Genomic DNA, 14120 nt, shown 5'->3' with positions numbered 1-14120 from the left:
GCAGCGCGGCGGAGAAATCCGCCGCGCTTTTTTATGGATTGAAATCCGCGATAACCGTTAAAAGGGCGTTTAACTTTTCGATGTTTTGCAGGGTATCGCGGGTGATATAGTGCTCGATCTGCTCGGTCAGCTCCAGCTCGCCTTGAGAATGATTGAGCAAGCAAAAAAAGCGGTTGAGCGTCTCGTGCCGGTAAAGCAGGTATTCCCCCAGCTTCGTCCCCTCCTGGGTCAGCTTGATGATGCCATACTTTTCATAATCCACCAGGCCGCAATCCTTGAGGTTTTGCACCATTTTGGAGGAGGAAGAGGGCTTGACGTGCAGCGTCTGGGATAGGGTGCTGATACGGGCGTACCCATCCTCCCGGGTATAGCGGTAGATCATCTCCAGATAATCTTCCATGGCGTAGGTGACTTTATGGGGGCTATTGAGATCATAGCCCTTGAGCGTTCTGAAATCCTCATTTTCGGCATGCGCCATGGTTCCACTTCTCCATTCGTCCGTAACACCTGGGGCTGACTGGACATATGTTAGTAGCGGGAAACAAATTTCCTTCACACTAATTTATGATAAGGAGTCCTTTTTTATGATAGCAAGCATGAATCGTACCCTCAACACCGTAGAGATCGGCAATATCGTACAGGTAGAAGAGCTGACGCTGAGCGGCAGCATGCGCCGGCGGCTCCAGGATATCGGCATCATCCAGGGCACGCGGGTGGAATGCCTGCAGAAAAGCCCTTCCGGGGATCCGACGGCTTATCTGGTGCGCGGCACGGTCATCGCCCTGCGCGCAGAGGATGCCGCCGGCATCGCCGTGCGGGCCGTTTCCTGACAAGGCGCAAGAGGAGGTGAGGGCAGATGGGTTTAACGGCAGGCTCAACGGGCGCGGGGGCTGTGGATAAAGGCCTTACGATCATAAAACAAAACCCCGAGGATAGGGTCATCGCCCTGGCGGGCAACCCCAACGTGGGGAAGAGTACGGTCTTTAACGAGCTGACGGGGTTGAATCAGCATACCGGCAACTGGCCCGGAAAGACCGTGACCAATGCCCAGGGCCGCTATGCCTATAAGGGGACGGATTATATCCTGGTGGATATACCGGGGACTTATTCGCTGATGGCACACTCGGCAGAGGAGGAGGTGGCGCGGGATTTTATCTGCTTTGGCGATGCGGATGCAGTAGTGGTGGTGTGCGACGCCACCTGCCTTGAGCGGAACCTGAACCTGGTGCTGCAGACCCTGGAGATCACAGACCGGGTGGTGGTATGCGTCAACCTGATGGATGAGGCTAAACGCAAAGGGATCGCGATCGACTTTGAAAGGCTGGAAAAGCGGCTGGGCGTGCCGGTAGTCCCGGCCAGCGCCCGCGCGGGCAAGGGATTAGACACGCTGATGGACCGGGTGAACGAAGTCTCGGCCCGGACGGGGCGAAAACGGGCGCTAGACGTACATTATAAACCGCCTATCGAACATGCGCTGATCGCGCTTGAGCCCCTGCTGGCCGGCATCGTGGGGGACCGGCTTAACCCCCGCTGGCTGGCGCTTAAACTCATGGGGGGAGACCCTACGTTGCTGACAGCGTTAAAAGAGTACCTGGAACTGGACCTGATGGAGGATAAACGAGTGCGCGCGGCGCTGGAGGAGGCGTGGCGCTGGCTGGCGGATAGGGGCATCTCCCAGGAGCAATTTGGGGATCAGGTGGTCTCCAGCCTGGTGTTAATGGCGGAAAACACCTGCAAGGGACTGATAACCTATCAAAAGAGCAACTATAACGCGGCCGACAGAAAAATCGATTATTACCTGACCAACAAGTGGACCGGGATCCCCATTATGCTGCTCTTGCTGCTTTTGGTATTCTGGCTGACCATTACGGGGGCCAACTATCCTTCTCAATTATTAAGCGATGGGCTCTTTTGGGTACAGGACCGCCTCAGCGAATTTTTTGTGTGGATGGGCGCGCCCACCTGGCTACACGATATGCTGGTGCTGGGGGTATACCGGGTATTGGCCTGGGTCGTATCGGTGATGCTGCCGCCTATGGCGATCTTCTTCCCGCTGTTTACGCTGCTGGAGGACCTGGGATACCTGCCGCGGGTAGCCTTTAACCTGGATAAACAGTTTAAAAAATGCAGCGCCTGCGGTAAGCAGGCCCTAACTATGGCGATGGGCTTTGGCTGCAATGCGGCGGGCGTAGTAGGGTGCCGGATCATCGATTCGCCCCGGGAGCGGCTGATCGCTACCCTCACCAATAACTTTGTACCCTGCAACGGCCGGCTGCCCATGATGATCTCGCTGATCAGCATGTTCTTTATCGGCACGGCGATGGGCTTTGGCCAATCCCTGCTCTCGGCACTCCTGCTTACCGGGGTGATTTTGCTGGGGATATTGATGACCTTTTTTGCCTCCCGTCTGCTCTCCAAAACCGTGCTCAAAGGGGTCCCCTCCTCCTTTACGCTGGAACTGCCGCCCTTCCGGCGTCCGCAGATCGGAAAGGTGATCGTCCGCTCGATCTTTGATAGAACGCTATTTGTGCTGGGGCGCGCGGCCGCGGTTGCCGCGCCGGCGGGGCTGATCATCTGGCTGATGGCGAACATCACCGTAGGCGATACCAGCATCCTGCTGCACTGTGCGCAGTTCCTAGATCCTTTTGCACGGGTTATTGGATTGGATGGGGTGATCCTGATGGCCTTTGTACTGGGCTTTCCCGCCAATGAGATCGTCATTCCACTGGTAATTATGGCGTATATGGCTACTGGAAACATGATCGAGATGGATAACCTGACGGCGCTTAAGACTTTATTGATCGATAATGGCTGGACGTGGCTGACCGCAGCGTGTACCATGCTTTTCTCTTTGCTGCACTGGCCCTGCTCTACGACGCTGCTCACCATCCATAAAGAAACGCGCAGCCTGAAATGGACCGCGCTCTCGTTTTTAATGCCCACGGCGATAGGCGTCGCGGTGTGCTTTATCGTCACCACGCTGGCCAGAGCATTCGGGCTGGCCTAAATAAAGGCGGCTAACGGATCGGGCGGGGAGTTTCCCCGCCCGATGTTTTTAAAAAAGTCACACTTATAATATTAATAAAGATGTATTGTATAAAAATACGACTATAGACCCTGAACACATCCGATGTACCGGACAAATTGCGACATATTTATTGCTTTTATAAGGGAAAGCCGGTATAAATATAGATGTACCCATAGCGTTTCGGGTACGTTTGTACGCAAACGATAAATGAGATTAGATATAAGGATGGTAGAGGTCTTGCCGGAGTTCAGGAGTGAAAAAAGATTTGCGCTTTCGTTAAGCCAGCGGAACATATGGGATCAGGAGCGTGCGCTGCCGGGAACGTCGGTCAATAACATCAGTACGACCATCCGCATTAATGGGCGGGTGGATTTCGGGCTGCTGCAACGGGCGCTGGACCGGGTCTTGGAGGCGGACGCGTCGTTACGCACCCGTATTACGCTGCAAGAGGGCGAGCCGGTGCAGTATCAGGCGCCGTATAGCAGAGAGCTGTTTCCGATATATGATTTTTCTCACACCTCTTGCGAGGGGATCGAGAGCTGGGAAAAAGCGATGACGCGGGAGCTGATCCCGCTGCTGGACGCGCCGCTGTACCGGTTTATCTTTTTCCGCGCGGGGGAAAATGCCGGCGGCGTACTGATCAAGATCCATCACATCATCTCGGACGGCTGGTCGCAGGTGATGATCTGCAACCGCATATCCAAGACCTATCTGGCGCTGCTTGCGGGGCAGGATGTGGCGCTTGAAGCGGCACCCAGCTATGAACTGCATGTTCGGGAAGAACAGGAGTATCTGTGCTCTAAAGCCTACAGGCGGGATGAAGCCTATTGGCGGGAGACTTTAGCCAAGGCGGGCGAACCCTCGGTGATTAAATCCGTCAAGAGCGCGGCCGTAAGCCCGGTGGGCCGGCGGGTGAGTTTCGCGCTGCCGCAGGTGCTTAACCATGCCATCTACTCCTTTTGTGTGGAGTATCGCGTGGCGCCCTTTGCCGTATTTTATATGGCGCTGGCCATCTACTTTAAGCGCAATGGCGGCGCCAGGCGCTTTACCATCGGCGTGCCGATCTTTAACCGGACCAATTTTACCTTTAAAAAGAGCACGGGCATGTTTGTCAGCACCCTGCCCTTTTTTAACGAGCTCTGCGATAAATGGAGCCTGACCGAGTTCAACGAACATTTGGCCGAGGCCTGGTATGAGCTGTTGCGCCACCAGCGCTTTCCGTTTTCACATATCGCGGCGCTGGCCGGCGGGGATAATGAGGGGCGGCTGTTCAACATCGCGCTTTCCTATCAGGACAGTAAGATCTACGAGAGCGAGGATGCGCGGGTGGTCTTTTCCGGCCGCTGGCACTACAGCGGCTACCAGGCGGAGCAGCTTTGCATCCACCTGAGCAATATGGAAAACCACCGGCGCTATGCGATGGATTACGATTACCTGACCCAGTTTTTCTCTGAACAGGAGATTCGCGCGCTGCACGATAGCCTGGTCACCATCCTGCTTGAGGCGTTGGGGCAGCCGGATCTGCCCATCTACAAGCTCTCGGTCCTGCGCCCGGAGGAGCGGGAACGGGTGGTGTATACCTTTAACCGCACGGCAAAGCCTCTGCCGGATTGCAGTTTATATGAAGTGTTTGCCCGCGTCGTCCAGGAGTATCCCCAGCGGGCGGCGGTGATACGCCAGGGCCGGCGCACCACCTATCAGGCGCTGGATGAACGGGCGCGGGCCATCGGCAGCGCGCTGCAGGGCGTGATGGGGGAAGGGAAAGGGCTTATCGCCCTGTTGCTGCCCCGGGAGGAGGACTTGCTGGCGGCTATGGTGGGCGTACTGTCCGCCGGGCAGGCATACCTGGTGCTCTCGGGCGAGCTGCCGGCCAAGCGTTTAGAGGGCATTCTGGCGCAAAGCGGTGCGGCCGCACTGATTACCAGAGGGCAGATGCTGAGCGGGCGCCAGCTGCCCGAAGGGCTGACCGTGCTGAACTTGGACGAGCCGCTGGGGCCGCCGGCGGCCCCCCCGCTGAAGGCGGCGCTTGATGAGCTGGCCTATGTGGTGTATACCTCGGGCAGCACGGGGGCCCCGAAGGGGGTGGAGATCACCGGGCGCAATCTGCTCAACTTTGTACGGGCCATGGCGCCGGTCTATGCCAAGGGCGCCGTACTATCGGTATGTAATGTGGGCTTTGACGCCTTTATGATCGAGAGCATCGTAGCGCTGCTCAACGGGCGCACAGTTGTACTGCCTGAGGATGCGCAGCAGGAATCCCCCCGAAGGTTGGCCGAGCTGATCCGCGGGTACGCGGTGGGCTTTTTGTCCATCACCCCTTCCAGGCTCTCGGCGTTTCTAAAAGAGCCCGCATTTGCCCAGGCGATGCGGGGGATCGAGCGCATTGTCTGCGGGGGCGAGGCTTTTTCGGGCGAGCTGATGCGTAGGCTTGAGGATTGCACCGCTGCGCGGGTCTACAACCAATACGGCCCGTCGGAGACCACGATAGGCGTAAGCTTAAAGCAGATGAACGGCGCCGGCGCCATTACGGCGGGCGCGCCGATGGATAATTGCAAACTGTATGTGTTGGATGAGTGGCGCAATCCCCTGCCGGTAGGCGTGTATGGCGAGCTTTATATCGGCGGCGCCTGCGTAGGGCGCGGGTACCGCAACGCGCCGGAGCTGACGGCGGCCAGCTTTATCCCCAGCCCCTTTGAACAGGGCGAGCGGCTGTATAAAACCGGGGATATGGCCTGCTGGACGGCGGAGGGCGAGATTTTGCTGGCCGGCCGGCTGGATCGGCAGGTAAAGCTGCGGGGTCTGCGGATCGAGCCGCAGGAGGTATCCGCCTGTCTGGAGCGGCACCCCGCGGTAAAACAGGCTGCGGCCCGGGTGTTTATACAGCAAGGGCACCCGATGCTGGTAGCCTATTACGTGGCGCAGGGCGCGGCGACGGAGCTGGAGCTGATGACCTTTGCGGCGGATTACCTGCCGCGGTATATGCTGCCGGCCAGCATCGTCAAACTTGAAGCCTTGCCGCTGACGGCCAGCGGCAAGGTAGACGAGGCTAATTTGCCTGTGCCCCAGCAAACAGACGGTGAAGATGACCTGCCTGCCGGACGGGAGGAAAGTGAAATATTGGCGATCTTCCGCGAGGCGCTGGAAAAGCCGGAGCTGGGCGTGGACAGCGATTATTTCCTCTCGGGCGGGGACTCTCTGGGGGCCATGGCCGTGCTGGCCAAGATCGAGGAGCGGCTGGGGCAGGCGCTGCGGATCTCCCAGCTGTATGCGGCGCGCACCCCTCGGAAGCTGGGGTGCCTGCTGCGCGGCGAGGATGCACCCAACCTTACACCGCGCCAGGCCGCGCTGCAAAGCGCGCCGCATCAGGCGTTTTATCCGCTTACGCCCATTCAACAGGGGATTTACGTGCAAAGCCAGATGGACCTTACCGGCTTTGCCTATCATATGGCGGGCGCTTTCCGCCTGCCGGCTAAACCGGATGCGGGAAGGCTGCAGGCCGCTTTCCGCGCGCTGATCGCGGGGGATAAGATTTTCCGTACCGGGTATGCGGTGCGGGGGGGACAGGTCGTCGCCACCGTTGCCGACTCGGTAGAATTTACATTGCCCGTTTTGCAGGAGGCGGATTTCGAGGCCGCCTGCAAGGCCTTTTTGCAGCCCTTTGACCTGGCACGTCCGCCGCTGTTACGCGCGGCGCTTTGGCAGGAGGGGGCGGACTGGTATCTGCTGATCGATAGCCATCACCTAATCGGAGATGGGATGAGCACGCCCATCTTGCTGGAACGCCTGGACGGCTACCTTGCGCAAACGCAGGGAGATATCCCGCTGGGCTATCAGGATTATGCGTACGCCCTCCAAAATGGCGCGCTGCGGCCAGGGCAGGCAAAGCACCTGGCCTATTGGCGTGAAAAGCTGGACCCCATGCCGGAGGCGCTGGAACTGCCCACGGACGCGGCCCGGCCCCGGTCTTTCGACTTTAAAGGCGGGCAGCAAAAGTTAAAACTGGACGCTAAGCTCTCAAAAGCGGTGGATGAATTCTGCGAGCGGGAGGGCTTAACGCCCTTTGCCCTGATGCTCGCCGCCTATGGATTACTGCTGCGGGCGGTATCCGGCCGGGAGGATTTTACCGTGGGCACGCCTGTTTCCGGGCGGCTGCGGCCCGAGCTGCAGGGGATCTGCGGCCCGTTTATCAATACCCTGCCGCTGCGGCTGATGCCAGGCGGGGAATTAAGCGGGAAAGAATATCTGAAAGCGGTAAGGGATACGGTGACGGAGTTACTGGAGCACCAGGACTGCGCGCCGGAGCAGATCATTTCCGCGCTCAATCTGCCCAGAAGCGTAGGGCGAAATCCGTTGTATCAGGTGGCGTTTTCCATGCGTCCCTTTGAAGTCAGCGCGCTAAAGCTGATGGGGCAGGGGATTGAGTACCGCGCTATCCCCAACGCCACGGCCAAGGGAGAGCTGAGTATAGAGGTTGCCCGGGAAGCGGGTTGCTATGAATTGACGGTAGAGTATGCCTCCAGCTATTTTGCCCCAGAAACGGCGGCGTTCTACGCCCGGTGCATGCGCCAGGGCGTGCGCGCGCTGATGGCGGGCGCCGGGAGCAGCCTAAAGGTGTTGGATATCCTGCCGCCGGAGGATCGGATCCGTCTGATCGAGCGGCCCAACCATACCTTCACCCCCTTTGTGGACATGCCCATCGCCCAGCTGATCGCCCAGCAGGTCCTTTTGGACCCGGAGGGCGTTGCCGTCTATTTCCATGGGGAGGCGACCACCTATGCGCAGTTGAATGCGCAGGCCTGCCGCATGGCCAACCTGCTGACCCGAGCCGGGGTTATAAAGGGAGAGCGGGTGGGCCTGGCAACCCGACGCGGGCCGCATCTGTACGCGGCGATGCTGGCCATCCTGAAAACTGGCTGCGCCTATGTGCCGTTTTTATCCAGCTTTCCGGAGGCGCGCATCGCCTATATGCTGGATACCGCCGGGGCCAACCATATTCTGTGCGATGGAGAAACGGCTGCCGCGCTGCCTGCCGAGCTGCGCCAGAAGGCGATTTTGCTAGAGGGCGAGGCGCCGGATAGCTTTGAGGACGTCGCCGTGGGCCGGGATGAACTGATACACGTGCTGTTTACCTCGGGCTCTACGGGCAAACCCAAGGGCGTCATGATCCCCCAGCGGGCGATCACCAACCTGTATGGCGGGGTCAGCGCGCTGTTTAGCGGCTCGCCCGGGCCGATTTTATGCACCACGCAGTTGATCTTCGACATTTTCGCCTCGGAGAGCCTAATCCCGCTGGCGATGGGCAAGCCCATCGTGCTGGCGGATGAGCAGGAGATGATGCTGCCCTGGAAGATGGCGGAGCTGATGGGGCGCCATGGGGTAAAATACATGCAATTTACCGCCTCCCGGCTGCAAATGTGCCTGGGTAACGAGGCTTTTTGCAGGGCTGCGGCGGGCTTGGAGCTGATGATCGTGGGCGGGGAGCCGGTATCGGCCCAGCTGGTGGAGCGGTTCAAAGCGGCTTCGCCAGCGCACCTGATCAATATGTACGGCCCCACGGAGGATACCGTCTATGCGACGCTGACCGAGGTAGAGCCCGGCCGGCCGGTGACCATCGGCCGCCCTATGCCCAACACCCGCGTATACGTATGCGATGAGGCGGGCCGCCCCGTTTTGCCCACAGCCTGCGGGGAGCTTTGCCTGGCCGGGGCGGGCGTTGCCGACGGGTATATCGGCCGGCCGGACCTGACCGAACAGCTGTTTGTGGAGGACCCCTACTTCCCCGGGGAGAAGATGTACCGCAGCGGGGATCTTGGGAGGCTGCGGCTGGACGGCACGTTTGACTGCCTGGGGCGCAGGGATGCGCAGGTCAAGATCAACGGACAACGGGTGGAGCTGGAGGAGATCGCCGCCGTATTGTTGGAGGGCGATCTGGCCAGGGAGGCCGCGGCCATCGTATTAGAAAAGCCGGATGGTTCCAGCGAGATCGGCCTGTTTTTCGTCCCAAAAGGGGAAGCGGACCGGGCGCAGGCAGAGGCGCTGTTGCAAAAGGCGCTTCCGGGCTATATGCTGCCCTCTCAATACTATGTGATCGCGCAGATGCCATACACCGCCACCGGCAAGACCGACCGGCGGGCTTTAAAGGCGATGGCCTGTGGGACAACGCCAATGCAGGAGGTGTCTGCGCCTAAAGCGCCAGCTACAGCACAGGGTACGGAGCAAGTCGCAGAAAATGAAAGCCCGCAGGCCTTACAACCGGCCCCCGGACCCGGGGCGAAGGCGGCCGATAGGGCGGCCGGCCAGGCGGAAAAAGCCATAAAAGCGCAGGTTGAAGAAAAGCCGGAAGGGGCTAAAGCTGCCAGCGTGGATGAGATTTTGTCGATCTGGCAGGAGGCGCTGGGCGCAGAGGCGCTGCGTGCCGACGTTTCATTCTTTGAACAGGGCGGAACCTCGCTGGCGGCCCTGGGCGTGCTCAGCCAATACTACAACCGCCACTGGGAGATGACGCTGGAACAGTTCTACGGGCAGCCCACGGCGGCCGCACAGGCAGCACTGCTGACGGGCGGCGTACCGGAACAGGCGTATGAGCAGCATATACCGGAACCCAAGGCGAAACGATACCCCCGCAACGTGCCCTTGCCTACCCCCATGCAAACGCAGCCTCCGCGCAGCGTATTGCTGACGGGCGCCACCGGTTTTTTCGGGGTGCATCTGCTGCGCGCGTTGCTGGACGCCGGTACGCAAAGGGTATATTGCCTGGTGCGCGGCGGGGATGATGGCCGGTTGCAAAAGACGCTGGCCTGGTATTTCGGCCAAGGTTGGGTGCGTACGCATCAAACCTTTATAAAGGTATTGCCCGGCGATGTCGGGCAGCATCAGCTGGGGCTGAGCGCGGCGGACTATGCGCTGCTGGCAGGCCGGATAGAGGCTATATACCATGCTGCGGCGGATGTGCGCCATTACGTGGCGCAGGATGACCAGATCAACCTGCAGGGCGTGCAAGCGGCGATAGCCCTTGCGCAGACGGAGAAAGTGCCGCTGATGCACGTATCCACCGCCAGCGTCGCCGGGGAATATTTGATAGACGAACCGGACCGGTACCTGGATTTTTGTGAAGAGGATTTTGACATCGGCCAGAATTGGCAGGATAACGCCTACGTTCGCAGTAAATTCTTGGCGGAGGCGGCGGTCTATGAGGCAATGGACAGAGGGCTGCGCGCGCAGGTCTATCGCCTGGGCCGGCTGGTTGGGCGGGCTACGGATGGCGTATTCCAGCGCAACCCTGAAAATAACGCCTTTTACATGCTGTTGCGCGCGGTACAGGCGCTGGGGGCCATGCCTGGCACTATGGCCGGTATCCCGATGGACATTACGCCTGTGGACCGGGCGGCCGAGGCGGCGGTGGCCCTGCGCGATGCGCCCATGACGGCGCTGCACATCCTCTCGCCTCATCCGCCTACGATGGGCGAGGTCGTCAGAGCAGTGCTGCCGCAGGTACAGATGGTGGATGAGCAGGCATTTGAGGCGATGCTAGAAAAAGAGGCGCAGGGCGCACAGGCCAAGGTGTTATCGCCGCTGATCGAAACCTGGACACATGCCAAGATGCGCCCGGCGCGGATCGCGCCGGTATGCGTCAAGACGGCGCGATGGCTGGCGCGGCTGGGCGCGCCGCTGCCGGAAGGGCGGACCGAAATGTTGTTGGCCGAATTTAGGGATGGGGGTGAAGGGCATGATCTCTGATGCGGCCACCGCGATCTTTACCGCTGCGCTGGGGGCGATATTGCTGTTTGTGATCTGGAGCCTGCGCAGCCAGAAAATGGGGCTGATCCACAAGCTCTACCTGGCCATGGCGATCTCCTATGGATTTTGGGCCGGCGCGCTGATCTGCCTGCGGTTCACCCCGCCCGACGATGCTACCTGGCAGTTTATCTGGGATGCCTGCACCAACATTGGCGGGCCGTTTACGCCGGTGCTTTGCCTGTGTATTGCCCTGACCTTTGTAAAGGGCTGGGAAAAACTGCCGCGCAAGGCGTATTTGCTGTTTGTCATACCGGTGCTGACCAATATCGTGGTGTGGACCAACCCGTGGCATCACTTGCAATACGAGGTCTTTTCCACAGTGCGCAGCGAGATCATCTTCGGCCCGTATTCGGTGGTATCGGGGGTTTACTGCTATTTTTGCCTGATCAGCAGTATCGTGCTGCTGATCAATTTTGCCCGCAAGAATCCCAGCCGGCTGTATAGGTTGCAATGCCTGCTGGTCTGCCTGGGCGAGTTTTGCCCTCTGGTGGTCAGCCTGATCGCCACACTGGGCACACAGATGCCCATCTCGGCGACGCCGCTGAGCTTCGTCGTTACGATCGTGCTGCATGGCATCGCCATCTACCAGCTGCATTTTTTAGATATCAAGCCGCTGGCGACCCAGCAGGTGCTGGACTGGATCTCGGATTGTTATCTGATCCTCAGCGATCAGGGACTGGTGCTGGATTTTAACCAGCCCTTTGCAGAGGTGTTTGCCTCCCGATATGGCATTGCGGAGAACCGCTATCTAAAAGACTGTGTGAAGGAAGAGGATATTTCTAATAAAACGGCCCTTTATAACCTGATGACGGCCATCGAATCCTGCCGGGAAAGCCTGTCGATGATCTCTTACGAACAGGCGGTGACCCTGCCCCGGGAGGAGGGCGTGCAGAAGAATTATTATATTACCGATGTGACATCCTTGGTAGTCAAGGGCGAGATACAGGGCTTTGTGGTGATCTTTAAGGATATCACCCAGCTGAAAAAGAGCATGCAACAGCTCCAGGACAGCCAGACCCGCATGATGGAGCAGGAGCGTTTAGCCTTTCTGGGGCAGATGATGGGCGGCCTGGCCCACAACCTAAAGACGCCGATCATGAGCATATCCGGCTGCATTTCCGCGGCGGAGGCGTTGGTGGAGGAATGTGAGGAGAGCCTGGATGACCCGGAGGTGGTAGCGGAGGATTACCGGGAGATCTATGGCGAGATACGGGACTGGTTCCAGAAAGTGCGCGAGTCCTCCGCCTATATGTCGGATATCATTACGGCCATAAAAGGGCAGGCAGCCAGCGTATCGGCGGATCAGGAATCCTCCTTTACGGTGGATGAGCTGATTAAGCGCACCACATTGCTGATGCGCCATGAACTTTTCAGCGGCGGGTGCAAACTGGTATCCCAGTACGATCCGCGCCAGGAGATCACGCTGCATGGGGACATCAATAACCTGATTCAGGTGCTCAATAACCTGATCTCCAACGCTGTGTACGCCCAAAAGCAGACGGGCGGCGGGGATATTGTGCTGGGCGTTTCCTGGGATGAGGAGGCGCTGCGCATCTTTGTTAAAGACCGGGGGCCGGGGATATCCCCCAACGTGCGCAAGCGGCTTTTTAAAGAGATGGTGACCAGCAAAGGCACGATGGGAACCGGCCTTGGGCTATATATTTCAAACGCCGTGGTGCGCGGCAAGTTTGGCGGCGCCATGTGGCAAGAGGATAACCCAGACGGGGGCTCTATTTTTGGGATGTCGATCCCCCGGGATAGGATAACGATTGGAACCATGCAACCAAGAGAGGAGGTTTTAGGATGAGAAAGAGCAAGGCATCGGCCAGCGCTAAAAACAGTTTTTCCATCCTGACCTTGGATGACGACGCGATCATGACTTCTACGCTGCAGGCGTACTTTCAGCGCTCCGGATACCGCGTGGATACGGAGAACGACCCCTACCAGGCCATCGAGCGGGTGCGGGAGGGAAAATACGATATCCTGCTGCTGGACTTTTTGATGACCCCGATCTGCGGCGACCAGGTGGTGGAGGAGATCCGCAAGTTCAACAAGGAGTTGTTCATCATCCTGCTGACGGGGCATAAGTCCATGGCGCCACCCATCAAGACCATCCGAGAGCTGGATATTCAAGGCTATTATGAAAAGAGCGAGCGGTTCGACCAGCTGGAACTGCTGGTCGAGTCCTGCTGCAAGTCCATTTTGCAGATGCGCACCATTAAAAGCTATCAAAATGGCCTGGCTGCGATTATGGATTCGCTGCCGCAGATCTATCACCTTCAGTCCCTAGAGCAGATCGCCGACAGCATCCTGCAGGCGGCTACGGGCCTGATGGGCACGGTCAGCGGGTTTTTGGCGCTGGACCCGGCGTATTACCAGCAGGAGCATGCGCGGGGCGGGCAAAATTTTATCACCCGCACCCGGGGGCAGCACGCCTGGCCGGATGTGGAGAGCCTGCTATCTGGGGAAGCCCTTAGCGACGGGCACGCGTTGGTGGAAGAGGGCGGGAGCCTGATCGTCCCCATTTTGGATGAGCGGCGCAGACCTATCGGGCTTGTGGGGGTGGCGCTGCCGGCCCCGCCCAAAGCGGATCAGGTTCAGCTTTTGCAGGTGTTCGCCAAGCAGGCCTCTGCGGCGATCCGCAATATCCTGCTGCACAGCCTGGTCAACGCAAAAAATGAAGAGCTGACCGAGGCTTACCGCACGCTGCGGGACAGCTATATGGAGATCGTCAGCGCTATGCGCCTATTGGTGGATGCGCGCAATATCTACACCCGCGGCCATTCGGACCGGGTATCCGACTGGGCGGAGAAGATCGCCCGGGCCATCGGCATGGACGAGGCGCAGTGCGAGCGCGTACGGGTGGCGGGCCTGTTCCACGATATTGGCAAGATCGGCGTGCCCGATGGCATATTGCTCAAACCCGGGCGGCTGACCGAAGAGGAATACGCCGTGATGAAGGGACACTCGGCCGAAGGAGCCAAGGTGTTAGAAGCGATCAGCCTGTTTCACGATATCGTCCCCATCGTACGGGCTCATCATGAGCGTATGGACGGACAGGGCTATCCCGACGGGTTGCGTGGGGAGCAGATACCCATTGAGGCGCGCATCATCACCGTGGCGGATTCGTACGACGCTATGACCAGCGACCGGCAGTACCGCGAGAACCTGGGATACGAAGCTGCGGTGCAGGAGCTGATCCGCGGCAAAGGAAGCCAGTTTGATGCGCAGCTGGTGGATGCCTTTATCGGGATACTGGAACAGGAACGAGAACGCGTGTCCTAAACGAAAGAGG

6 protein-coding genes are annotated in these 14120 nt (G+C 59.1%); 5 read left to right on the top strand and 1 reads right to left on the bottom strand.

Annotation, left to right across the window (positions count from 1 at the left end; all coding sequences use genetic code 11):
* Positions 1 to 31 precede the first annotated feature (31 nt).
* On the bottom strand, positions 32 to 478 hold the full coding sequence (locus H8699_RS07515; protein WP_249285147.1) for a metal-dependent transcriptional regulator: 447 nt from the start codon (positions 476 to 478) through the stop codon (positions 32 to 34).
* Positions 479 to 584: 106 nt separating this feature from the next.
* On the opposite strand from H8699_RS07515, the gene H8699_RS07510 reads away from it, so the two are divergent.
* The 5 genes from H8699_RS07510 (at position 585) to H8699_RS07490 (ending at position 14110) form a co-directional block, all read left to right on the top strand.
* On the top strand, positions 585 to 830 hold the full coding sequence (locus H8699_RS07510) for a FeoA family protein (RefSeq protein WP_249285146.1): 246 nt from the start codon (positions 585 to 587) through the stop codon (positions 828 to 830).
* A 26-nt stretch (positions 831 to 856) separates the two neighbouring features.
* A complete protein-coding gene (gene feoB / locus H8699_RS07505) occupies positions 857 to 3007 on the top strand; it encodes a ferrous iron transport protein B (RefSeq protein ID WP_249285145.1) in 2151 nt (716 codons plus the stop codon).
* A gap of 246 nt (positions 3008 to 3253) precedes the next feature.
* On the top strand, positions 3254 to 10765 hold the full coding sequence (locus H8699_RS07500; RefSeq protein ID WP_249285144.1) for a non-ribosomal peptide synthetase: 7512 nt from the start codon (positions 3254 to 3256) through the stop codon (positions 10763 to 10765).
* On the top strand, positions 10755 to 12632 hold the full coding sequence (locus H8699_RS07495; protein ID WP_249285143.1) for a histidine kinase N-terminal 7TM domain-containing protein: 1878 nt from the start codon (positions 10755 to 10757) through the stop codon (positions 12630 to 12632). Before H8699_RS07500 ends, H8699_RS07495 begins: the two co-directional genes overlap by 11 nt.
* On the top strand, positions 12629 to 14110 hold the full coding sequence (locus tag H8699_RS07490; protein WP_249285142.1) for an HD domain-containing response regulator: 1482 nt from the start codon (positions 12629 to 12631) through the stop codon (positions 14108 to 14110). The genes H8699_RS07495 and H8699_RS07490 overlap by 4 nt, the downstream gene beginning before the upstream one ends.
* Positions 14111 to 14120: the final 10 nt, after the last annotated feature.

This window comes from Luoshenia tenuis (assembly GCF_014384745.1).
GTDB lineage: Bacteria > Bacillota > Clostridia > Christensenellales.
Note: the sequence above shows the minus strand (reverse complement) of the source record. Positions and strands in the feature narration are given on the sequence as shown.